The organism is Marinobacter sp. C7 (genome assembly GCF_022343555.1).
Taxonomy (GTDB): domain Bacteria; phylum Pseudomonadota; class Gammaproteobacteria; order Pseudomonadales; family Oleiphilaceae; genus Marinobacter.
The window spans coordinates 95,112-117,844 of sequence record NZ_JAKQZH010000003.1 but is presented as its reverse complement, the minus strand read 5'-3'; the positions used below and the strand labels follow the sequence as shown (position 1 = coordinate 117,844).

The window sequence follows — 22,733 nt, the reverse complement described above, 5'->3', positions numbered from 1 at the left end:
GCCTTCTTCTGACCCCGTGTTCACATCGACCTACCCGGTTACCTCGGTCGTCCCCTTCCCTTCCCGCTTCTTCAACATCGCAAGCTCCTCGACCAACCCGGACCGCCACGGCTGCTGCTTGATGCCGAAGGTGTTGCGAATCTTGGTGCAGATCATCGTGGTATTCACCGGCTCCAGGTGCCCCCAGTCCGGAACCTCATCGATGACTCGGATACCTTCGGGAATACCGGGCAACCCGGCAATGGCCAACCCGAGCTCGTACAGATTGATCTCCTCGGCACCGGCGTACTGGTAAGTGCCCCACACCTCGGCACCACAGTCCAGCTGGAGAATGACCGCGGTCATCACCCGGGCCAGGTCCTTGACCGCAACCGGCTGCCCCCGACACCGACCGGGAAGCGACAGGGTCTCGCCCGCGACTGTGCTGGCCTGGACCTTGCGGATGAACCGGGCGAGGCTCCAACCGGTCCGGAGAATGATATGTCTCGGCAGTAGCGACCGTAACGCCTGCTCGCACTCCCATTGCCAGTTGCCCAGCTCGTTCACAGGCTGCCCCGGATTGGAGGTGATGTAACCGCTCTGCTTGCGGCCGTCAAACACATAGCAGGAGGACAACTGGAACAGCGCGATATCGTGCTCACGGGCATACTCCGCCATGGCCACGGGCAGGGAGAAAGCCGCCTTGTGGATGCCCTCCGGATCCTGTTGAGCCACTTCCGGATCAGCCAGCCACAAGGCGTTGACGATCAGGTCGGTATCTTCCGGAATCCAGTTATCCAGGGCATTGAGGTCGGCACTCTCAGGATCACTGACCAGCAATGGGCTGACCTGCAGATGAGTCTCCCGGAGGCGCTCCAGAAGGACTTTTCCCAAGGGACCGTAGTCATGGACAACAAGTACGTGCACGAGGAATCAATGCCTCCAGGTTTTCACTTCGGTGACGGAAAGCCCGAAACCATCAGGCCAATGGTTTGCTGGACGGACCTCTTAGAATAACACTCGGCCTGACACGCCAGCGTCTAATATTTTTGTCATCTCTTTCAAGAGCATACAACAACGGGAAGTCACATGCTGAAACAACAGAGCCATATCGTTGCGCCAATACCCGACGAACTCCGAACCCGTGCATTGTACACCGTGGGTGAACTCCGCGAACGCGGCAAGGCCGATAAAGAAGCGATCGACAAGCTCTACGAGCTGATCGTCGAAATGACCGAAGAGGGCCTGGACTTCTTTTTCCTGGAACCGCTGCGCCGGCTCAAGGCCAGCAGCATGATGCTGGGCATGGCCAAAATGGGCATCGGCAGCATGCTCAAAGGCAGTAAGATGGTCGTCCACAAGGTGCTCAAAAAGCTGGACGACCGAAGCCTCGCCGCCATACTCGACTTCATCGAGGAAATTATTCACGAACCGGAAACGACCTGAGAGCCGACGGGGGCGCTACCGGTATTCCCGCGGCACCCGGGCGGTAATACCGGTCATCAATTCATAGGAAATCGTGTTGGCGCAGGCAGCGACTTCATCCACGCCTACCGTTCGGCCCCACAACTCCACCGCATCGCCCGGCCGTGCGTCCGGCGCGTTGGTGAGGTCCACGGCCAGCATATCCATCGAGACCCTGCCAATCAGCCGGATGCGCTGGCCCCTCACTGCGGCAGGGGTGTCGGTACCGGCGTGTCTCGGATATCCGTCACCATAACCGATGGCGACCATGCCCATCAGCGTCTCCCGTTCTGCCACCCAGGCGGAGCCATACCCGACGGCCTCTCCCGCCTTTACGATACGGGTGCTCAGCAGGGGGGCCTCAAGGGTCATCACCGGCTGAAGACCCAGCTCCGGGCCGATCTTGCCCAGAGACGGCGAACCGCCATAAAGCATGATGCCGGGGCGACTCCAGTCAAACAAAGGCTGGTCCGGAAGAAAGTGCGCTGCCGAGTTGCCAACGCTGCGCATAAGATCCGGCCAGGCCGCAGTGCCCCGAACGAAACACTCGGTCTGCTCCGCCGTCCGGGCACTGGCGGGGTCGTCGGCGCATGCGAAGTGGGTCACGAAGCCCAGCAAGCGGGAGCGCGCGCCCATGGCATCGATCGCCGCCATAACCTCAGGCAACTCGGCCGGTCGGAAACCCAGGCGGTTCATGCCGCTGTTCACCTTGAGCCAGAATTCCGGGCGGCTCTCGCTCTGTGCCAGCCAGTTCAGCTGGGTGCTGCAGTGCAGAACCGGTTCAAAATCGTGAGCGCTGCAATCCCTGACGTCACCCGCCTCGTGCATGCCCTGCAGCAAGACCACCGGTTGGCGGAGACCCGCATCGCGAATAGCCAGCGCCTCTTCGAGGCAGGCCACCGCGTACTTCGGCGCCATCTCCGCCAGCGCCAAGGCCACCGGCCGAATGCCATGGCCGTAACCATCGGCTTTAACCACGGCCATGGCCCGGGCACTCCCGGCCAGCTTCTGTGCCAGCGCGTAGTTATGGCGGAGGGCCTGCAAATCGATTCGGGCAATGGTGCTTCGAGGCATCAGTAATCGTCACCGTAATCGCTGTAATCGCCGTGGGCCAGATCCTCGAACTTGGTGTACTTGCCGATAAAGGCCAGGCGCACGGTACCGATCGGGCCGTTCCGCTGCTTACCAATGATAATTTCGGCAATACCCTTGTCCGGTGTGTCCTCGTTGTACACCTCGTCACGATATACAAACATGATGACGTCGGCATCCTGCTCGATCGCACCGGATTCCCGAAGGTCCGAGTTCACAGGGCGTTTGTTAGGCCGCTGCTCCAGACTCCGGTTCAACTGTGACAGGGCCACCACCGGACAACTCAGTTCCTTGGCAATCCCCTTCAGGGACCGGGAGATTTCCGAGATCTCCGCCGTCCGCCCCTCGGTATTCCCGGGCACCCGCATCAACTGGAGGTAATCCACCATGATCAGGCCCAGCTTGCCACCGTTTTCCCGGGCGATACGACGGGCCCTGGAGCGCATTTCCGTCGGGCTCAGGCCGGGAGTATCATCAATGTACAGTGGCTTGTCCTTCAGCAGGCTGACCGCCGAGGTCAGCCGGGGCCAGTCGTCCTCCTCGAGCTTCCCGCTTCGGACCTTGGTCTGATCGATCCGCCCGAGCGAGGAAATCATACGCATGGCCAGGGCATCCGCCGGCATCTCCATACTGAACACCAGCACCGGCGTTCCGGTACTGATCAGGGCGTTCTCGACGATGTTCATGGCGAACGTGGTCTTACCCATGGAGGGGCGGCCCGCCACGATAATCAGGTCGGCCGGCTGCATACCGGAGGTTTTCTCGTCCAGGTCCCGGAAACCGGTGGTCAGGCCGGTGGTCTGCTCGCCGGACTCGAACAGCTCCTCGATCCGGCTCAGGGTCTGGGTCAGGATCGGATTGATCGCTTTCGGGCCAGACCCCTCCTTGTTACGGGATTCCGCAATCCGGAAAACGTTACGCTCTGCCTCGTCGAGGATCTCGTTACTGGTACGGCCCAGGGGATTGAAGGCGGAATCGGAAATCTGCCCGGAAACCTCCACAAGCTGACGCAAGATCGACCGCTCGCGGACAATATCGGCATAGGCACGGATATTGGCAGCGCCGGGGGTCTTCTCCGCCAGTTCTGCCAGGTAGGACAGGCCGCCGGCATCCTCGATATCGCCGGCCCGTTCCAGAAACTCGGCCAGGGTCACGACATCCAGCGGCTCGCTCTCGCTGGCCAGGCGCTCGACTGCCCCGAAGATCAGGCGATGGTCCTGCCGGTAAAAATCAGCGGCCGAAATGACCTCGGCGATTTCGTCAAACCGACGGTTATCGAGCATCAGGCCACCCAGGACCGCCTGCTCGGCTTCCACCGAATGAGGGGGCACCTTGATGCGGCTGGTTTCCAGATCAGTACTGGCAGGTTTCAGATTGGGCTTGGCCATATGAACGCTTCAGGGTTGGGGTAAGCTCAGGAACTGATAAGAATACCAGAAACAAACAGGCCCGAAACCGTCTCCGGTTCGGGCCCATTCAATCAAGCACGGCCGGGTTGCCCCGGCCAGGCAGTGCGCTGTCGCGGATCAGTCCGCAACAACCGCCAGCTTGATGGTTACTTCAACGTCAGAGTGCAGCTGAAGCTCGATGTCGTACTCGCCGGTCACCCGGATCGGGCCTTCCGGCAGACGAACTTCGCTCTTCTCCACTTCGGTGCCGCCGGCAGTGATCGCGTCAGCAATGTCGCGCACACCGATGGAACCGAACAGCTTGCCTTCCTCACCGGCCTTGGAGCTGATGGTGAAGGACGCACCTTCCAGGGCCTCGGCACGGGCCTGGGCAGCCGCCAGCTTCTCGGCAGCCGCTTTTTCAAGCTCGGCACGACGCTCTTCGAACGCCTTCAGGTTTGCTTCGGTGGCAGGCACAGCCTTGCCGTAGGGAAGCAGGAAATTACGACCGTAACCGGCCTTTACCTTTACCTTGTCACCCAGGGAGCCAAGGTTTGCAACTTTCTCGAGCAGAATAACTTCCATCTCGTTAACCTCTTCGTGCTTTATTCAGCCGGCCCGGCAGGTTTGATACGCCCCCGGATATCCAGCCAGCTATCCACAAAAGCCATAACCACTAACAGAATCATCAGGCTTGGGCCCAGCAGCAACAGCGCGATGTAGAACATCGCCAGCCAGTTACCACTCAGCTGTTTACGACCCACAACACCGTGAACCAGGGCGATACTCGCCAGGAACAGAGGCGTGCCTGCGGCCCAGACCAGTAACATCGAGTTCAGGCCCAGGAGGGGACCAACCAGCATGGTCACCGCACACAACACCGCCACCACAGGCGACAGCCGCAGGGCATGGAATTCCTTCCGGAAGCCACCGGGATTATAAAGCCCGGCCTGCCATGCCCTGGCCAGCATCGTCATACCTACGGCAGTTGCCAGGTAGGTACCCGCCATGCTCGCGTTCATCGTGTCCCGGATCACCTTCTCGAGATCGCCCCCGAGGGTGCGGGCCACTTCGGCATTGTACTGCTCGTAAAATTCCACCCCGGCCTGAACGAGATCGTCCAGCAGACCGGGATAGAGCACGGGCAACATCAGCCCCGTGACAATCGCCAGAAAACTCCCCCCGAGGAGGGATTTTTCCCAGGACAGCGTGGTTCTGAGGATATACGCCATCAGCATTGTCTGCAGCAATACCGCCAGAGCCGTGGGATCCTGCCCGAACCAGCTCCAGCCAAGCGCCGGAAGCAATGCCCAGAGGCCGATATTCAGCCCCTGCCCGATACCCAGCCTGAGAATCACCAGGCCGACCACCGCTGCGCCTATCCAGAACAACAGAGGTATCGCAGTCGTGACTGCTGCAACCCCGCCGGCCTGCAGGGGACCGCGCATTACAAACTGTGCGAGTGCACGCATGGCCCCAAATCCTGTTTATCTGTTCTTAGTGATCGTGGCTGTCCGTATACGGCAGCAGTGCCAGGTAGCGGGCACGCTTGATAGCGGTAGCCAGCTGACGCTGATAACGTGCTTTGGTGCCGGTGATGCGGCTGGGCACGATCTTGCCGGTTTCAGTGATGTAGCCTTTCAGGGTGTCCAGATCCTTGTAATCGATCTCTTTAACACCTTCTGCCGTGAAGCGGCAGAACTTACGACGTCTGAAAAAACGAGCCATAACTTAACTCCTCAACTCCGGTTAATTACTCTTCTTCGTCCTGGGACTCGGCCTTCTGACGGCTGTCAGAATCGGCAGAACGACGCGGACGGTCCTCACCGCCGGAACGACGGTCCTCACGGGACTCGGCGGCTTTCATCGGAGACATATCGGTCACGGCTTCATCGCGACGCAGGATCAGGTCACGGATGATGGCATCGTTGAACCGGAAGTTGTGAGTCAGCTCGTCCATAGCGGCCTGGGAACACTCGACGTTCATCAGGACGTAGTGAGCCTTGTGGATCTTGTTGATCGGGTAAGCCAGGTGACGACGGCCCCAATCTTCCAGGCGATGTACCTTGCCGCCATCTTCGGTGATGACGCCGGTATAACGCTCGATCATTGCGGGCACCTGCTCGCTCTGATCAGGGTGTACCATGAATACGATTTCGTAGTGACGCATGAGTTCTCCCTACGGTTTAAACAGCTTCCTTTTTCAACCGCGCGGCTGCTGGCCGCCCCGTTGAGCATGAAAGCAAGGAGGTGACAGCCTCGGGCTGCCGGTTTCTTTTGCTTTATCAATAAGGCTTTACAACGAAAGGCTTGATCAAAAGCGTGGCCTTATCGCCCGTTTGTTCAGGCAATAAAAAGCCACCCCTTAAAAAAGGGGTGACGTATTCTAGGCGTACAGCGCCATCTGTGCAAGGGTTAACCAAGACGCTGGCGCAGCGCCTCATAGAGGCAGACACCGGTGGCAACAGAAACGTTCAGACTGTCCACGTGCCCCAGCATGGGAATATTGATCAGCTGGTCACAGTGCTCTTTGGTCAGCCGCCGCATGCCCTTGCCTTCGGCCCCCATCACCAGGGCAACCGGGCCCTTGAAATCCGCCTGATAGAGCGTGGCCGTGGCCTCACCGGCGGTACCGATCAGCCAGACACCCTGCTCCTGGAGGGATCTGAGGAAACGCGCCAGGTTGGTCACGCGCACGAACGGGACGGTTTCGGCGGCACCACAGGCAACCTTGCGGGCGACCGGAGTCAGCGACGCGGACTTGTCCTTGGGGACAATGACGGCCTGGACACCCACCGCATCTGCCGTACGCATGCAGGCCCCCAGATTATGGGGATCGGTCACGCCATCAAGCACCAGCAGAAATGGCGACTTGTCGCTCTTTTCCAGCTCGGCCAACAAGTCGCCTTCGGTCCATTCACGACTCTCGGACACGGCCGCGACGACGCCCTGATGCACACCGGATACCCGCTCATCAAGCTCCCGGCGATGAACCACCTGCCAACGCACACCGAGACCATCCAGCGCATCGGTGATGGTTTTGACGCGTTTATCCTGGCGCCCGGTCTGGATCCAGACCTGCTGCAATCTTTCCGGCTCGCGCTTGAGGACAGCCTCAACCGCATGCCACCCGAATACATATTCCTGGGACACTGACTCTTGATCCTGTTTGCGGGTTACTGTTCAGAACCTACTTACGGGTTCTGCGCCGGGGCTTTTTGCCGGAACCGGCTTGTCCGGACTTGCCCTTGGCCTTGCCGGATTTTTTCTCTGCTTCGCGGGCGGCTTCGGCAACCAGCTTCTGCTTGGCACTGCCGGGCTTACCCTTGGCAGGCGCGGTCGACTCGGGCTTGGCCTTGCGGCCGCGCGCGGTCTTCTTGCGTCCCGCACCGCGGTCCTTGCCCTTGCCTTTACCGCGCTCCTCGCGACGGGAGACATCCAGCGCTTCCCTGTCAGCCTTGCGACGCCTGGGCTGGCTGACCAGCTCCAGATCGATCTTGCGATCTTCCAGATCCACCCGGGCAACACGAACCCGAACATCGTCACCGAGCCGGAAGCTCACGGCCGTGCGCTCACCGATCAGGCGATGCTTCGCGGAATCGTGATGGAAATAGTCACCGCTGAGCGTGGAAACATGAACCAGCCCCTCGATATAGATGTCCTCCAGGGCGACAAAAAAGCCGAAGGGCACCACTGCGGAAATCACGCCGTTGTACTCCTCGCCCACGTGATCCCGCAGGAATTCACACTTGAGCCAGGCCATGACATCCCGGGTCGCATCATCAGCGCGCCGCTCGGTCATGGAGGTATGCTCGCCCAGCTGTTCCAGGCGGGCATAATCGTAAGGATATTCCGCCAGTTCCGGATCGGTGACCGGTGGCGTAACCACGTCCTTTTCGACCTCTGGATTGTGGATCCGGGATTTGATGGCCCGGTGCACGACCAGATCCGGATAACGCCGGATCGGCGAGGTGAAATGGGCGTAGCTGGCAAAACCAAGGCCGAAGTGACCACTCTCCTCGGGACTGTATACGGCCTGACTGAGGGAGCGCAACATTACGGTCTGGATCACGTCGGCGTCCGGGCGATCGGCAATCTGGGACAACAGCTCCTGATAGTCCGCAGAGGTCGGCTTGTCGCCGCCACGCAGCTGCAACCCAAGTTCGCCCAGGAACAGCCTGAGTGCTGCCAGTCGCTCTTCCGACGGGCCTTCATGCACCCGGTACAGGGCGGGCGTCTTGTGCTTTTTCAGAAAACGCGCCGTCGCCACATTGGCGCACAGCATACATTCTTCGACAATCTTGTGGGCGTCGTTGCGGTGAACCGGAACGATCTCCTCGATCTTGCGGTTGGGATCGAAGATGATTCGGGTCTCGGTGGTCTCGAAATCGATAGCACCGCGTTCTGTCCGCGCCCAACGCAACAGCTTGTAGAGCTCGTAGAGATTATAGAGCTGCGGCAACACTTCAGAGTATTGCTGGCTCAAGCGGTAGCCCGGCTCGGAATCCGGGCGCTCCAGAATGTCACTGACCTTGTTGTAGGTCAGCCGGGCGTGGCTGTGCATCACCGCCTGGTAAAAGCTGTAACCACTGATGCGACCGTTGGCGCTGAGGGTCATGTCGGCGACCATGCACAGACGGTCGACGCCCGGATTCAGGGAACACAGGCCATTGGAGAGTTTCTCCGGCAGCATCGGAACCACGTGATCCGGGAAATAGACCGAGTTACCCCGGTTCAGCGCCTCTTCATCCAGTGGCGTGCCGGGACGGACATAGTGGGACACATCGGCAATCGCCACCAGCAGGCGGAAGCCCCCGCGCGGGCGTGGCTCGCAATAGATGGCATCATCAAAGTCCCGGGCATCCTCACCATCAATGGTGACCAGTGGCAAATGCCGGATATCCACCCGGTTCTGCTTGTCCTTCTCTTCGACTTCTGCAGAAATGGCGGCGGCCTGCTCACCCACGGCGGGCGGCCAGCTGTGGGGAATCTCATAGGAGCGGATGGCGACATCGATTTCCATGCCCGGCGCCATGTGCTCACCCAGGATTTCAATCACCTTGCCCATGGGCTGGGTGCGGACGGTGGGGTGACGCAGGATCTCCACCACGACATACTGGCCCTGGTAGGCCTCACCCACGTGCTCTTCCGGCACCAGAATCTCGTGATTGATGCGGGCATTCTCCGGTACCACGAAACTGATGCCGCTCTCCCGGAAAAACCGGCCAACAATCTGGCTGGTGTTGCGCTCAAGCACTTCGACGATCTTGCCCTCACGGCGGCCGCGGTCATCGACTCGATCCACGCGAGCCGCAACCCGATCGCCATGGAACACCTGGCGCATCTGCCGGGCCGTGAGGAACAGGTCGGAGCCGCCATCATCGGGAATCAGGAAACCGAAGCCATCCTTGTGGCCGGTCACCTTTCCGGTGACCAGGTCGGCCTCCTCGATGGGCAAATAGGCACCACGACGGTTACAGATCAGCTGCCCGTCCCGGCACATGGCAATCAGCCTGCGGCGTAAAGCCTCAATACCTTCCGGCGAGGTTTGCCCCAGCTCCTGACACAGGGTCTCGTGGGTGGCTGGCGCCCCCCGGTCTTTCAGGTGCTTGAGTATGAATTCCCGACTCTGGATAGGGTTTTCGTATTTCTGGGCCTCACGGTCGGCGTGAGGATCACCTTTGTCTTTCTTCCTGGAAACCATTCGGATCCTTGTTTTAAAGCCGCATCGGCGCGGCAGAATTAGTGTTTCGTTGCAGTATAACGTTGGTACGCCAATGCTGCCTAACAAGGGGGCATATGATAGGCACAAATACCACCGAAACTTTTTGGAAAAAAATGTTTGACAGCCTCTGAGGGAATCATTAAAGTACGCGCCATCGGTTGAGGGGCACACCTCAGCCAGCAACGAAAAGCTTGAATTCGGAAATGAATTCAGTAAGATAGCAAACGTTGCAAGTCATCTGCCGAGGTGGCGAAATTGGTAGACGCGCTAGCTTCAGGTGCTAGTGGGGGCAACCCCGTGGAGGTTCAAGTCCTCTCCTCGGCACCATTTCCTTCCCCAGGAAATGGCATAGAAATCCCCGAGACTTAGTAATCACAGCCAGACAGCATAACTTTTTTGTGCCTGGATTTTGTGTTTTGCGCACGGACCTGTCTGCGCTCCGGCTCACACAAGCCCGACGTCCATCCCTCTCAATCAAGCAGCCCCAGCAAGTATTCCGACAACACCTGATAGCTGTACTCCACTTTCGCGTAGGCGGAAGAAGGCGTCTCCTCGAATTCCCTTTTGCATTCCCGAGCACCGCTATAGCTGGTGAGGTAGGCCTCCCGGATCAGGTTCGGATTGGCCGGATCAAATGTGGTGGGGTAATACATCGCCCACTGAAAACCGGTCCCTGCATCCACATTGGCCAGACCGGAGAGATCCGGATCAAGGAATCCATAACGCAGCAATCGGCTGACCGGAGCCCCCGCTCCGTCGCCATCCAGATCCCGGGTATCATACTCCAGCGCCAGATTCACAAAATTCGCGGGCTGCGGATCGTAGCCGGTAAACGCATAGCCATATTGATCGGTAACAACGTGATCCAGGGCGGCGACCTCCGCTTCAGCTGCCAGCAGCTCGTCGCATGCAGCCTCCGTTCCGCCAAGCTCCAGTGAAGCAATCTGTGAACCATTCTCGACTAAAGTAAAGCCACCGAAGTCATCGGGGGCGACCTCAGGCTCAGGCTGCGGCTCCAGCCTCCGAATCAGGATCGAGCCATCCGACTGGGGAATCTCTGCCACCAGCTCCGCCACTGCGTCACCAACCTTCTGCCAGCGAAAGATCACCTCCGGATTCCCCGAAAGCTCCGTGGAACCCGCCAAAATACCTTCATGTTCATGGCAAGTTGTGGAAGTCTCGAAATAGATCCGCTGACCATTCCAATCGAAGATCAGGCGCTCGTCCACACCTTCCACTTCGTAGGCAATCCGACTCTGGGGCGACAGCGAGACCGATGGCCGCCACTGGCTGCCAAGCCGGTACATCAGACCGTTCACATTGATCAGCCGGACCAGTTCCGGCATGGATGGCGCGAGGCACCCTTCAGCGGATACCGACAACAATTGGCCTGCCTCGGAAAAATCAAAGAAAAGCTCGGCGGACGCCAACAGGCTCGAGGTACTGGCCGGCAGGTTCTGGTCGTTTTCGGGCTGGGCCAGAATACGCTGATGGGTGAGCAGAACCGGATCAGACAGCTCCAGCGGCACCACCGGCAAGGTCAGGGCGTCCGGGTCGACATTGGCATAGTCACCGCCGGCGGCCTCATCCACCAGGGCGATCACCGAGGGGGCGTTCTGTACCAGGGAGAGACCAAACAGGTAGGCAGCCTGCTCAGGATTCCGCAAAGAGCGCTCGGTGCCATCACTGTCAGGTCGACTCAAGGCCTCGTTGTAATCATCCGGAATCTGGCTGGCCATGAACCTGGCCAGGGCCCGGGCATAGGCATGGGCCCGCTCGTCGCCCGATAACACATAATCCGCCACCAGGTTGAGACCAGCCAGACTGCCGGAGAGATCTTCCGGAGTATCCAGATAGGAACCCAGACCAAACAGTCTGCGGTATCGGGCCAGCGTGGTAAGCGGAGTGATGTTCCGGACGCCGGGTGCTGCAGACATCAGGAATGCCCGGGCCACCGGTACGTCGCCTCGCCAGGTCTGTTCCAGGGTTTTACCCGGCAACGCTACCGCGTAGAAAGGGTAATTCCTCGGATCCAGGTCGGGCCCGATCGCCGGCGAAAGAGCCAGCTCTCCCACGTCAAGGGAAAACTCACCGCCTTGCCCGCTCATCGCGGTAGGCTCCCCGGATTCGAGCACCGCCACGTTGCCGTTCTCCAGCTCGATCTCCAGCGGGCCAGGGGTGTACTGGCTGTCGCCATCCATATCCAGCCACACCCGCGCATTTACCAGATAGCCATCGATCACCTTTCCGGTATAGGGGGCCGGTTCCGCATACGACACACCGTCGAAATCCCGCCCATCCAACGGCAGGGTATCGGACTCCTGACCACAACCGGCGAGAAAAAGGGTCAGCAGTGCAACGGGTATGTATTCCAGGCGTGTCATCGCGGCAACCGTTTATTGTTATCAGAGGTGTGCCGCTACTTTAGGGGATGTTGCCGGAGGAGACCTTGACAGGCTTGGCAATTTGTAAAGATTGGTAACTGAAGGCCTCGCCAGCCAAGGGCCAGCGAGGCCAGCGGCCATCAGAACGAGCGGGCGACGATTTCCTTCATGATCTCGTTGGTGCCGGCATAGATGCGCTGCACGCGGGAATCGGCCCAGGCACGGGCAATGGGATACTCCCACATATAACCATAGCCACCGTGCAGCTGGACACATTCATCCATAACCTTGCACTGCAGATCCGTGGTGTGCTGCTTGAGCATGGCCGCGGTGGGGATATCCAGTTTCTTCTCCAGGTGCAACTCCAGGCAGCGGTCGGTAAACACCCGGGCCGCGGTGATCTCGGCTTTCAGCTCCGCCAGCTTGAAGCGGGTGTTCTGGAAGGCAATCACCGGCTTGCCGAAGGCCTTGCGCTCTTTGACATAGTCCAGGGTCCACTGCCAGGCCGCCTCGGCAGCCGCGACCGCAGCCAGGGCCACTTGCAGGCGTTCGGCCGGCAACTCCTGCATCAACTGGAAGAAGCCCTGGCCCTCCATGGATCCGAGCAGATTACCGGCCGGCACCTTCACATCCTGGAAGAACAGCTCCGAGGTATCCTGGGCCTTCATGCCCACCTTGTTCAGGTTCTGCCCCTTCTCGAAACCTTCCCACGCGGTTTCCACCAGCAGCAGGCTGGTGCCCTTGGCGCCTTCCTTCGGATCGGTCTTGGCCACCACAACCACCAGATCCGCCAGTTGGCCGTTGGTGATAAAGGTCTTGGAGCCGTTCAGGAGATAGGTGTCACCATCCCGAATGGCCGTGGTTTTGACCCCCTGGAGATCGGAGCCAGCCCCCGGTTCGGTCATCGCAATGGCACCGATCATCTCACCGGAAACCAGCTTGGGCAGATACTTCTGCTTCTGTTCCTCTGAGCCGTAATTGAGGATATAGGGAGCGACGATGTCCGAGTGCAGCCCCCAGCCGATGCCGGACAGGCCGGCCCGGGAAATTTCCTCGATAACCACAGCACTGTAGCGGAAATCGGCCCCCACACCACCGTACTCCTCCGGCATGGTCGGGCACAGGAATCCCAGTTCCCCGGCCTTTCGCCAGAGTTCACGGCTGACCTGGCCGTCCTTTTCCCACTGGTCGTGATAGGGCGCTGCCTCCTGCTCCAGGAACTTGCGAACGGAGTCGCGGAAGCCTTCCAGGTCGGCATCGAAAACGGTACGTGGAATCATGGGAAACCTCGGTGAATGACGTGTGTTGTGATTGTCGTTCACCAAGTCTCGGCCGGCGGCCGGTTTCGCTCAATGATGAAAACCATCAATCGCGCTGACCAAAACCATCGGGTGCGCCAGGCTTCAGCGAGGCTGTTTCGCGTCTACCCGGGCTTCACCCCAGCGTGGCATCAGTTCTTGAGGCAGGTTCAGGTGGTCCAGCAGTCGGGCAACCACAAAGTCCACCAGATCTTCGATGGACTGGGGCTTGTGATAGAAGCCCGGGCTGGCCGGCATGACCACCGCACCCATGCGGGTCAGGCGCAGCATGTTCTCCAGATGCACTTCCGAGTACGGTGCCTCCCGGGGCACCAGAATGAGCTGGCGACGCTCCTTGAGGGCGACGTCCCCGGCCCGCTCGATCAGGTTGTTACTGGCCCCCGTGGCCAGCGCCGACAAGGTTCCGGTGCTGCAGGGACAAATCACCAGGGGGGCCTTTTCGCCGGAACCGGAGGCCGGCGGCGCAAACCATTCCTCCCGGCCAAATACCAGGACCTGTCCGGGCTTGGCGCTGGAAAACTCCGTCAGGCATTCCTGCATGGCCGAAGGCGACCCCGGCAGTTTCAGATCCGTCTCGGTGGCGATCACCACCTGGGCGGCCCGGCTGACCATCACATGCACACGGCAGCCGGCCGCCACCAGGCATTGCAGCAGCCGCAAGGCATATTGGGCGCCGGATGCGCCGGTAATCGCCAGGTTTACGGTTCGCTGTGCCGGTGCGGGCAAGGTCATTTGCGGTATTCCCCAGAGGTTTCAGTTCAGAATCATCAGCCCCGGATACGTTCGAGCTCTGCCACCAGTTTGCCGTGGATCCCGCCAAAACCGCCATTGCTCATGATGACAATGTGGCAGGGGCTTGGCAGATCGTCCAGCACACGCTCGATAAGGCCCTCAACGGATGACTCAACCCGGTGCAGGTCAGTATCCCCGTTATCCGCCTGCCAGGCACCGACCAGCTCCTGCAGCCAGTCCATGTCATTCAGGTTGGCCCACAGCACCCGATCAGCCTGGGCCGCACTGGCCAGCAGATTGTCACGGTGCACGCCTTGTTTCATGGTGTTGGAGCGGGGCTCAATCAGCGCCAGGATCGGCTCATCACCCACCTGGTTGCGCAAGCCCTCCAGGGTGGTGGCAATGGCAGTTGGGTGATGGGCAAAATCATCGTATACCCGCACACCTCCAACATCTGCCAGCAGCTCCATCCGGCGCTTGACCCCGGAGAACCGGCACAGTGCCGCCACGGCATGATCCGGGGTGATGCCCACGTGTCGGGCGGCGGCGATTGCGGCCAGTGCGTTACGCACATTATGCATACCGGTCTGGCCCCATTTGAGGGTCGCCACCGGCTGCTCGTGATGAATCACCATGAACCGGCTGCCGTCCTCTGACAGCAACTCTGCGCGCCAGTCCGCCGTGCGGGTAACCTCGCTGCCGATGGCGGTGTCCTGAACCGGGCTCCAGCAACCCATGGCCAGGGCGTTGTCCAGATGCGGATCCAACGCGGGGCGGACGATCAGGCCCTGGGAGGGCACGGTGCGCACCAGGTGATGGAACTGGCGTTCGATGGCCTCGACGTTCTCGAAGATATCGGCGTGGTCGAATTCCAGGTTATTAAGGATCAGGGTGTGTGGCCGGTAATGGATGAACTTCGAGCGTTTGTCGAAAAAGGCGCTGTCATATTCATCAGCCTCGATCACGAAAAAGTCGCTGCTCCCGAGCCGGGCGGAGACCGGAAAGTCCAGGGGAACACCTCCCACGAGATATCCGGGGTTGAAACCGGCCTGCTCGAGGATCCACAGCAGCATCGAGGTCGTGGTGGTCTTTCCGTGGGTTCCTGCAACCGCCATGACCCAGCGGTGACGCAGCACCTCGCGGGCCAGCCACTCGGGCCCGGACATATAATCAATGTTGAGGTTGAGCACCGCCTCGACCTCGGGATTGCCCCTCGACATGGCATTACCGATCAGCACCAGATCCGGCCTGGGCTCCAGGTGCCCGGCACTGTAGCCCTCCATCAGGCCGATACCCTGGCTTTCCAGCTGGGTGCTCATGGGCGGGTAGACGCCCTGATCCGAGCCGGTCACCGTGTGACCCAGTTCCCGCGCCAACACAGCCAGACTGCCCATGAAAGTGCCACAGATTCCTAGGATGTGGATATGCATTCGGTGTTCGACCTCTCCGTTGAAACCTGCCAAGCCTCCCCTATACGCCGCAGGGCGTCAAGGCCCGCGCTATCCGCAATCGTGCTCATGAAAATCCGGGGCATTTGGCGTATCATCTGCGCCATTGTCGAACCAGCAGGAGGCTTCAGCCCGAGATGGCTATCAAGAATGCTTTTTACGCCCAATCCGGCGGCGTCACCGCCGTCATTAATGCCAGCGCCTGTGGCGTCATCCAGACTGCCCGCAAGCACCCGGACAAGATCGGCAAGGTGTTTGCCGGTCGCAACGGCATTATCGGGGCGCTGAGGGAAGAACTGATTGATACCAGCCTCGAGAGTGACGAGGCGATCCAGGCCCTGATCCACACCCCGGGCGGCGCCTTTGGTTCCTGCCGTCACAAGCTCAAGAACATTTCCGAAAACCGGGCCGAGTACGAGCGGCTTATCGAAGTGTTCCGCGCCCACGACATCGGCTACTTTTTCTACAACGGCGGCGGGGACTCCCAGGATACTGCCTACAAGGTGTCCCAGATCGCCGACAAGATGGGCTACCCCATCACCTGCATCGGCGTGCCCAAGACCGTGGATAACGACCTGCCCTTTACCGACTGCTGCCCGGGCTTTGGCTCAGTCGCCAAATACATCGCCACGTCAACGCTGGAAGCGAGCCTCGACATCAAGTCCATGTGTGAAAGCTCCACCAAGGTGTTCATCCTTGAAGTAATGGGCCGCCATGCCGGCTGGATTGCCGCCGCGGGAGGCCTGGCCGGCCAGGGCGAGGGCGAGCCGCCGCACATCATCCTGTTCCCGGAGATTCCCTTCGATCGGGAAGCCTTCCTGGCACGCGTGGATCAGTGCGTGAAGGATTATGGCTATTGCGTCGTGGTTGCCTCCGAGGGTGCCCAGTACGAAGACGGCCGTTTCCTCGCCGACGCCGGCGCCAAGGATGCCTTTGGCCACACCCAGCTCGGCGGCGTGGCGCCGGCACTCGCCAATATGGTGAAGCAGGCCCTGGGCCACAAATACCACTGGGCGGTTGCGGACTACCTTCAGCGTAGCGCACGGCACATTGCCTCAGCCACGGACGTGGAACAGGCCTACGCGGTGGGCAAGGCTGCAGTGGAAATGGCGGTGGCCGGCAAACAGGCCCTCATGCCGACCATTGTTCGCGAACAGGCCCGCCCCTACCGCTGGAAGATTGGCGAAGCCAACCTGAGCGAAGTGGCCAACCAGGAAAAGAAAATGCCGATCCATTACATCACTGATGACGGTTTCGGCATTACCCAGGACTGCCGGGACTACCTTGAGCCCCTGATTGACGGGGAAAGCTTCCCGCCGTTTGAAAACGGCCTGCCCAGGGTTGCAAAGCTGAAGAACCAGCTGGTGGATAAGAAACTCAAGACCGAGTTCGATATCTGACCTGCGCCCGGAACCGAAAAAAGCCGCCCCGGCCTTTACCGGGGCGGCTTTTTTTGGCCGAAATGCTCTTTCAGCGGCTGGTTGCAGCCTCGTGTTCACGCACATAGGCGTAAAACTCGTCAAACCCGCCAATGTGCTGCTGTCCGACGAAAATCTGTGGCACAGTGTGTACCGGCTTGCCAATTTTGTCGGCAATATCAGCCTTGGAGATACCCTTTTCGATCATATCGATCCAGGTATAGGGCAGCTGCATGGATTCACACAGGCCTTTTGCCCGAACGCAAAATCCACAACTCGAACGGCCATAAATCGTGACCTGCTCCATAAAACCTCCTGCAACGGTGTCAGAAACTGGTGTATGAAAACCTGACGAAAGGATACTGGCAAGGCAACAGCGAGTAAAAATTAATGGTTTGCATGGCAACCATAGTACGTGACCATACCGACAGGACCGACAACCGGCGTTGAATTTAGTCAAGACGGGGAAACGATTTGGTCTACCTTACCCTTTTTTTGACGGCCTTTGCGGCAGCCACACTGTTACCGGCCTACTCCGAGGTGCTGCTGGGCACTCTGGTGGCCCAGGGTTACTCCCTGTGGTGGCTCTGGTTCTGGGCCACCGCGGGTAACACCCTCGGTTCCGTGGTCAACGGCGTCATCGGGCGCCAGGTGGATCGTTTCAGGCACAAACGCTGGTTTCCGATCAGCGAACTGCAGCTGCACAAGGCCCGAAACCGGTTCAACCGGTACGGCCAGTGGTCGCTGTTGCTGGGCTGGCTGCCCCTGGGGGGCGACGCACTGACGCTGGTAGGCGGGATCATGCGGGTACCCTGGCTGAACTTCGTGGTCCTGGTGGCAATCGGCAAGGGCGCCCGCTATGCCTTCGTGCTGTGGCTGGTGGCCGAGGCATCCGGGGTCCCTTCCCCCTCCCCTTCACCATAAAGGTACTTGCGCAACAGGGGTTCACCATTGAACTCCGAATGCAACACGGCAATAAACGTGTAAACGCCGATCAACTTACGGTTCAGGAACACAAATTCCTTGGGCGGCACCCGGAAATAGCGGCTGATCGCAGAACGCGCTGCCTGCCGGGCAACCCGGGATGGCAGGTCGCTCTGTTTCCAGCGATACTGGCCGTGCCTGTTGACTGCATACTCCGGCCACTCGAATTGATCCTTCGCGAGGGGCTCAAGTACGGACATGCAGATCCTGCCGAACTTCTCCAGCACTTCCCGGGGCCATTCCAGACTCATGAAGCGCAGTTTAACGCCACCATCAATCACTGCTTCCAGATCCTGCTCGTAGGACGCCCGGATCATCTGGATGACCGGAGCCAGGAATTCGTCCGAATAGGACTGTACCGCACCGAAGTCCAGCAGAACGATGCGGTCATAGCCCGGATCCTCGCCTTCCTCACCGGCAATACGGATTCGGTAATTGCCGAAATTGGGGTCGGTCTGGATCTCCCCCCAGACGAACAGTTCCCTGAAAAACAGCTCCAGCGCAGCCTCACCAAGAGCGCTGCGACGCTCAAGCGATAGCTCTCGAACCTCCCTGGAACCTACCGAATGGCCATGTTCGTAGGTAGAGGCAATCACATGGGCCGTGGAGAATTCCGGCAACACCCTTGGCACTATGAAGCGCGGATCGGACGCCAGCATGGAGCGGAATTTCTCGGTAGTCCGGGCTTCCAGGCGGTAATCCACCTCCCGGTGCATCATGTCCCTGACTTCCTCGAGCCAGTCATTGAATTCCGGCCCGAAACTGACCAGCCGCGCCACTTTCAGCAACTGCGCCACCGCATTCAGATCGCTGTCCACTGCGTCTGCAACGCCCGGGTACTGCACCTTCAGCACCAACTCCAGCCCGTCACTGCGCCGGACTGCCCGGTGCACCTGGCCCAGCGAGGCTGCGCCTATGGGCTCGGCGTCAACCTGCAGCTCCGCCAGTCGGTCACTCCCGAGCTCGTCCTTGAGTACCTTCTCGATCGCCGGCCATTCCAGCGAGGTGGTCTGATCCTCAAGGGTGTGCAGGGCCTCGGTAACCTCTTCCGGCAGGAAATGCTCGCCATACAGCGCCATCACCTGACCAATCTTCACCACGCTGCCCTTGAGACGCCCCAGTTCGTCAACCAGAAACCGGGCCTGATTGGACAACATGGCACGGTGCCGTTCTTCCCGCTTGTCCCGACTGCTGAACCAGTTGGTGGCCATGTGGGAGGCCATCCGGGTACCTGCGGTCAGCCCGGCCCGGGTCAGGCTCAGCCTGCGCTCGAAACTGCCGGTCTTGATACGGGAAACCTTTGCTCCTGGACGCTTGGAAGACATGGACAACCTGCGGGTTTCGGGAAATTTGAGCTGTAGGTCAGCGGTTCATTCCATTATACGGATACAGTGGAATCCTATCCTCACCGATTCGACTCCGTTTTCCCGGCCTGTCGGCCAATGCCGGACCGAGGATTCCGATTTCACTGCGCCTGCGGTCCCTGTTTACGTTTTTCTACAGTCCTGACCGTGAATACGGTCTAGTATGTCAGGCAGCATCAGGCTCAGTAAAACACAAGAACAAGACTCAAATGACGCAAACGGCTGCCAAGACCCCGGATACCGAGCTGTCCCAGTTTCGCGTGCAAGGTGAGATTCCGGTTCCGCTCCTGATCAACTGGCTCACCGCTGCTGCGGTACCCATCCTGCTGTTCTTTGCCGGAAGAGCCGCCAGCACGGCGGAGAATCCCCTCACCGCACCGCTTCTGGTGACCTTCGCAGCGCTATTGGGACTGAATTCCCTGGTCTATCTCGGAATCCGGCACCAGACCCTTCACCGCCGCGGCTTTATCAGCCTGATTACCGCATTGTTTACCTTTCTGGTGATCCAGGCAGTCGAGGATGGCTCGGCAATCATCTGGCTATTCGCCTATCCACCCGTGATTTTCTATATCAGCCAGGCCCGGGTGGGCATCATCGCCTGCGCCGGCGGTCTGGCCGCGCTCATCCTCCTTTTCAGCCCCGTAGGTGATCTGATCTTCGAGCCGCCCTACAGTGCAAGTTTCCGGATCTCGATGGTCATCGTACTCGGCTTTGAAATGGTTACCTGTTACATCCTTGACCAGAGCCGGCGTCGCAGCAAACTTCGCCTGCTCAAACTGGCGTCAGAGTTCGAATTCGCCGCCAAGCACGATGCGTTGACCGGTCTTGCCAACCGGCGGGAGGCGCTGGAGCAACTGGATGCCGAGTACCAGCGTTTCCTGCGCACGGGACGGCCATTCTCGGTGATGTTGATGGATATCGATCTGTTCAAGGCTATCAATGACCACTACGGTCACCATGCGGGCGATGAACTGATCAGAATGGTCGCCCGCATCCTGCGGGACCAATGCCGGAAAGTCGATACAGCGGCGAGGTGGGGCGGCGAGGAGTATCTTGTACTCTTACCCGAGACGGGGGCGGAAGAAGCCCTGAAGACCGCCCGGCGCATTCGTGCGGCTGTCGAGGCAGGCTCGGTCGACGTGGATAGACGACAACTCAGGGCAACGATCAGCATCGGTGCGGCCACCATTGCCGGCGCAGAATCTATTGACCGACTGTTGCAGCGCGCCGACGAGGCCCTCTATGCCGCAAAGAGTTCGGGCCGTAACCAGGCCTGTGCCGCGACGACCTGACGTCGGTCACCAGCCCTGGTGGTGATGTACCCGAGGGTAATCGAGGCCGGCAACAAGATGATCAACCAGGCGCTGCTGGATGTCGGCCACCGTGGCACCGGACACAAAATCCCCCACCTGGCACATGGGCATGCCGGCATATCCGCAGGGGTTGATACGGCTGAAAGGCTCCATGTCCATATCAACATTCAGGGCAAGGCCATGGAACGAGCACCCGCGCCGCACCCGGAGGCCCAGCGAGGCGATCTTGGCATCTCCGACGTACACGCCCGGCGCATCGGGGCGTGGTGCCGCTTCAACACCCAGATCTGCCAGGGTACGGACGATGCCCTGCTCGATCTGATCCACGAGGCCCCGGACACCCAGTTTTTTGCGCGGCAGATCAATCAGAAGGTAAATCACCAACTGGCCGGGCCCGTGATAGGTTACCTGGCCACCCCGGTCCACCTGTATGACCGGAATATCACCGGGCAAAAGGATATGCTCGGCCTTCCCCGCCTGCCCCTGGGTAAACACCCTGGGGTGCTCCAGGCACCACAGTTCATCCACAGTCGTCTCATCCCGATCCGCCGTGAAACGTTTCATGGCTTCCCAGGTTTCGAGGTAGGGCTGCTCCCCAAGGGAACGGACGATCAATTCGGCCATGGACGTCAGAGCACCATGTGAACCCGGCCGCTGGCCTTCAGTTCCTCGAACAACGCCTTGAGTTGTTCCTCACCGGTCGCCACTATTTTCAGCTGGACCGAGGAAAAACGACCTTTGCTGCTCTCGGTGACGGAAATGTCCGCCTCGGTGATCCCGGGCGCGTGGCACTCCACCACTTCCACGACGAAATCGGTGAAATCCGGTGCGGCGTTACCGATGACCTTGATCACGTAATCGCAGGGGAATTCGATTTTTGGTGCTTTCGGCTCACTCATGCCGCATTACTCCCGGGTACTGTCATCACCCTTACTGAAACAATTGGACGAAAAAGAGCTTGATCGCATCCCAGAGGCGCTTGAACAATCCACCCTCGGGCACCTCGTTCAGCGCCAGTACCGGCTCATCCACCAGCACTGTCCCGTTCAGACTGACCTTGACCCGACCCAGCTCGTCGCCAACATTAATGGGTGCTTTGATTACAGAATCAAGGTCTACGGTGGATTCCAGCTGGTTGCGTGATCCCCGTGGGATGGTCACGAACACATCTTCGGTCAGCCCGACCGAGACCTGATCGGCCTGCCCACCCCAGATACGGGCTTCCATGAGTTCCTGGCCGGTGCGGAACAACCGCTCGCTCTCATAGTAACGGAAGCCATAATTCAGCATCTTCTGAACTTCCTGGGCTCTGGCCTCGGCGCTCCTCGTTCCCATCACAACAGCAATAAACCGGGTGTCATCGCGCTTGGCGGAGGCAACGAGACAATAGCCGGCCTCTTCGGTATGGCCTGTTTTAAGGCCGTCGACACTGTCATCGCGCCACAGCAGGCTGTTTCGGTTCGGCTGCCGGATGTTGTTGTAGGTAAAATGCTTTTCGGCATACAGGGGATAGTTCTCGGGGTAATCATTGATGATCGCCCGCGCCAACAGCGCCAGGTCATACGCGGTGGAGTAATGGTCCTCCGCCGGCAGCCCGGTGGCATTGGCAAAGTTGGTATCCTTCATGCCGAGCAGCTGAGCTTGCTGATTCATGATATCCACGAACGCATCTTCGCTGCCGGCGATGAACTCGGCCAGCGCCACAGAGGCATCGTTGCCGGACTGGATGATCACGCCCTTGAGCAGGGTTTCGACGGAGACCGAGGTCCCCTCGCGCACGAAGGTGCGCGACCCTTCTGTTTTCCAGGCCTTCACACTGATGGGCACCATGTCGGACATGGAAAGCCTGCCCTCGTCGAGCTCACGCTCCACGATGTAGGCCGTCATCATCTTCGTCAGGCTGGCCGGCGGCAGGCGCTCGTGACTGTTCTCATCCATGATGATGCTCCCGCTCTTCGGGTCCATCAGCACATAGGAAGTGCCCGCAATCTGCGGCGGCGAGGGTATCAGCACCGACTGGGCCATTGCCTTTCCGGCCAGGGCCAGGGCAAGGACAAGGATGACAGCAAGGGAACGTAAAGCGGTTGTTATGGCCATGGGTCCATTCATTCGTCAGATGTGTT

General features: G+C 59.7%; 22 protein-coding genes and 1 tRNA gene. 5 read left to right on the top strand and 18 right to left on the bottom strand.

Annotation, left to right across the window (positions count from 1 at the left end):
- Positions 1–30: 30 nt before the first annotated feature.
- Positions 31–906 (bottom strand): sugar nucleotide-binding protein, encoded by an 876-nt coding sequence (locus tag MD273_RS14970; protein WP_239038606.1) that lies wholly within the window; start codon positions 904–906, stop codon positions 31–33.
- A 162-nt stretch (positions 907–1,068) separates the two neighbouring features.
- On the opposite strand from MD273_RS14970, the gene MD273_RS14965 reads away from it, so the two are divergent.
- On the top strand, positions 1,069–1,425 hold the full coding sequence (locus MD273_RS14965) for a hypothetical protein (protein WP_239038605.1): 357 nt from the start codon (positions 1,069–1,071) through the stop codon (positions 1,423–1,425).
- Between the two features lie 15 nt (positions 1,426–1,440).
- Here MD273_RS14965 and alr read toward each other — a convergent pair whose 3' ends face one another.
- The 8 genes from alr to rnr form a co-directional block, all read right to left on the bottom strand.
- Positions 1,441–2,517 (bottom strand): alanine racemase, encoded by a 1,077-nt coding sequence (gene alr / locus MD273_RS14960; RefSeq protein ID WP_239038604.1) that lies wholly within the window; start codon positions 2,515–2,517, stop codon positions 1,441–1,443.
- Positions 2,517–3,923: a replicative DNA helicase gene (gene dnaB, locus MD273_RS14955; protein ID WP_239038603.1), complete on the bottom strand. Its 1,407-nt coding sequence runs from the start codon at positions 3,921–3,923 to the stop codon at positions 2,517–2,519. Before dnaB ends, alr begins: the two co-directional genes overlap by 1 nt.
- A 138-nt stretch (positions 3,924–4,061) precedes the next feature.
- Complete coding sequence (rplI, locus tag MD273_RS14950; RefSeq protein ID WP_239038602.1) at positions 4,062–4,508, bottom strand: 50S ribosomal protein L9; 447 nt, start codon at positions 4,506–4,508, stop codon at positions 4,062–4,064.
- Positions 4,509–4,528: 20 nt separating this feature from the next.
- Positions 4,529–5,395, bottom strand: a complete 867-nt coding sequence (locus MD273_RS14945) for a hypothetical protein (RefSeq protein WP_239038601.1) — start codon at positions 5,393–5,395, stop codon at positions 4,529–4,531.
- Positions 5,396–5,420: 25 nt separating this feature from the next.
- Entirely contained in the window at positions 5,421–5,651 is a 231-nt protein-coding gene (rpsR, locus tag MD273_RS14940; RefSeq protein WP_008937282.1) for a 30S ribosomal protein S18, read from the bottom strand.
- A 25-nt stretch (positions 5,652–5,676) separates the two neighbouring features.
- Positions 5,677–6,093, bottom strand: coding sequence for a 30S ribosomal protein S6 (rpsF, locus tag MD273_RS14935; RefSeq protein WP_239038600.1), 417 nt, complete (start codon positions 6,091–6,093; stop codon positions 5,677–5,679).
- Positions 6,094–6,338: 245 nt separating this feature from the next.
- A complete protein-coding gene (gene rlmB / locus MD273_RS14930) occupies positions 6,339–7,076 on the bottom strand; it encodes a 23S rRNA (guanosine(2251)-2'-O)-methyltransferase RlmB (protein WP_239038599.1) in 738 nt (245 codons plus the stop codon).
- A gap of 37 nt (positions 7,077–7,113) precedes the next feature.
- The gene (rnr, locus tag MD273_RS14925) at positions 7,114–9,627 is read right to left on the bottom strand and encodes a ribonuclease R (protein ID WP_239038598.1); all 2,514 of its coding nucleotides are present in this window, start codon (positions 9,625–9,627) and stop codon (positions 7,114–7,116) included.
- Positions 9,628–9,888: 261 nt separating this feature from the next.
- Between rnr and MD273_RS14920 the strand changes: the two genes are divergently transcribed.
- Positions 9,889–9,975: transfer RNA gene (locus tag MD273_RS14920), tRNA-Leu, on the top strand.
- A gap of 143 nt (positions 9,976–10,118) precedes the next feature.
- Here the strand turns inward: MD273_RS14920 and MD273_RS14915 are convergent.
- From MD273_RS14915 to mpl, 4 genes are all read right to left on the bottom strand, one after another.
- Entirely contained in the window at positions 10,119–12,032 is a 1,914-nt protein-coding gene (locus MD273_RS14915) for a hypothetical protein (RefSeq protein WP_239038597.1), read from the bottom strand.
- Between the two features lie 140 nt (positions 12,033–12,172).
- A complete protein-coding gene (locus MD273_RS14910) occupies positions 12,173–13,312 on the bottom strand; it encodes an acyl-CoA dehydrogenase family protein (RefSeq protein ID WP_239038596.1) in 1,140 nt (379 codons plus the stop codon).
- 123 nt (positions 13,313–13,435) lie between these two features.
- Positions 13,436–14,083: a flavin prenyltransferase UbiX gene (locus MD273_RS14905; protein WP_239038595.1), complete on the bottom strand. Its 648-nt coding sequence runs from the start codon at positions 14,081–14,083 to the stop codon at positions 13,436–13,438.
- A gap of 35 nt (positions 14,084–14,118) precedes the next feature.
- The gene (gene mpl / locus MD273_RS14900) at positions 14,119–15,513 is read right to left on the bottom strand and encodes a UDP-N-acetylmuramate:L-alanyl-gamma-D-glutamyl-meso-diaminopimelate ligase (RefSeq protein WP_239038594.1); all 1,395 of its coding nucleotides are present in this window, start codon (positions 15,511–15,513) and stop codon (positions 14,119–14,121) included.
- A gap of 155 nt (positions 15,514–15,668) precedes the next feature.
- Here mpl and MD273_RS14895 point away from each other — a divergent pair, with 155 nt between their 5' ends.
- A complete protein-coding gene (locus tag MD273_RS14895; protein WP_239038593.1) occupies positions 15,669–16,931 on the top strand; it encodes a 6-phosphofructokinase in 1,263 nt (420 codons plus the stop codon).
- A 70-nt stretch (positions 16,932–17,001) separates the two neighbouring features.
- Here the strand turns inward: MD273_RS14895 and MD273_RS14890 are convergent, their stop codons facing one another.
- A complete protein-coding gene (locus MD273_RS14890; RefSeq protein ID WP_239038592.1) occupies positions 17,002–17,256 on the bottom strand; it encodes a GrxA family glutaredoxin in 255 nt (84 codons plus the stop codon).
- Positions 17,257–17,423: 167 nt separating this feature from the next.
- Between MD273_RS14890 and MD273_RS14885 the strand changes: the two genes are divergently transcribed.
- Positions 17,424–17,873, top strand: a complete 450-nt coding sequence (locus MD273_RS14885; RefSeq protein ID WP_239038591.1) for a YqaA family protein — start codon at positions 17,424–17,426, stop codon at positions 17,871–17,873.
- Here MD273_RS14885 and MD273_RS14880 read toward each other — a convergent pair.
- A complete protein-coding gene (locus tag MD273_RS14880) occupies positions 17,807–19,258 on the bottom strand; it encodes an ABC1 kinase family protein (RefSeq protein WP_239038590.1) in 1,452 nt (483 codons plus the stop codon). The genes MD273_RS14885 and MD273_RS14880 overlap by 67 nt on opposite strands.
- Positions 19,259–19,506: 248 nt before the next feature.
- Between MD273_RS14880 and MD273_RS14875 the strand changes: the two genes are divergently transcribed.
- On the top strand, positions 19,507–20,589 hold the full coding sequence (locus MD273_RS14875) for a GGDEF domain-containing protein (RefSeq protein WP_239038589.1): 1,083 nt from the start codon (positions 19,507–19,509) through the stop codon (positions 20,587–20,589).
- A 6-nt stretch (positions 20,590–20,595) separates the two neighbouring features.
- On the opposite strand, the gene lipB is transcribed toward MD273_RS14875, so the two are convergent.
- The 3 genes from lipB to MD273_RS14860 are packed head-to-tail and all read right to left on the bottom strand — an operon-like array spanning position 20,596 to position 22,707.
- Positions 20,596–21,234, bottom strand: coding sequence for a lipoyl(octanoyl) transferase LipB (gene lipB / locus MD273_RS14870; protein ID WP_239038588.1), 639 nt, complete (start codon positions 21,232–21,234; stop codon positions 20,596–20,598).
- Between the two features lie 5 nt (positions 21,235–21,239).
- Entirely contained in the window at positions 21,240–21,509 is a 270-nt protein-coding gene (locus MD273_RS14865; protein WP_239038587.1) for an HP0495 family protein, read from the bottom strand.
- A 31-nt stretch (positions 21,510–21,540) separates the two neighbouring features.
- The gene (locus MD273_RS14860) at positions 21,541–22,707 is read right to left on the bottom strand and encodes a D-alanyl-D-alanine carboxypeptidase family protein (RefSeq protein WP_239038586.1); all 1,167 of its coding nucleotides are present in this window, start codon (positions 22,705–22,707) and stop codon (positions 21,541–21,543) included.
- Between the last annotated feature and the right edge of the window lie 26 nt (positions 22,708–22,733).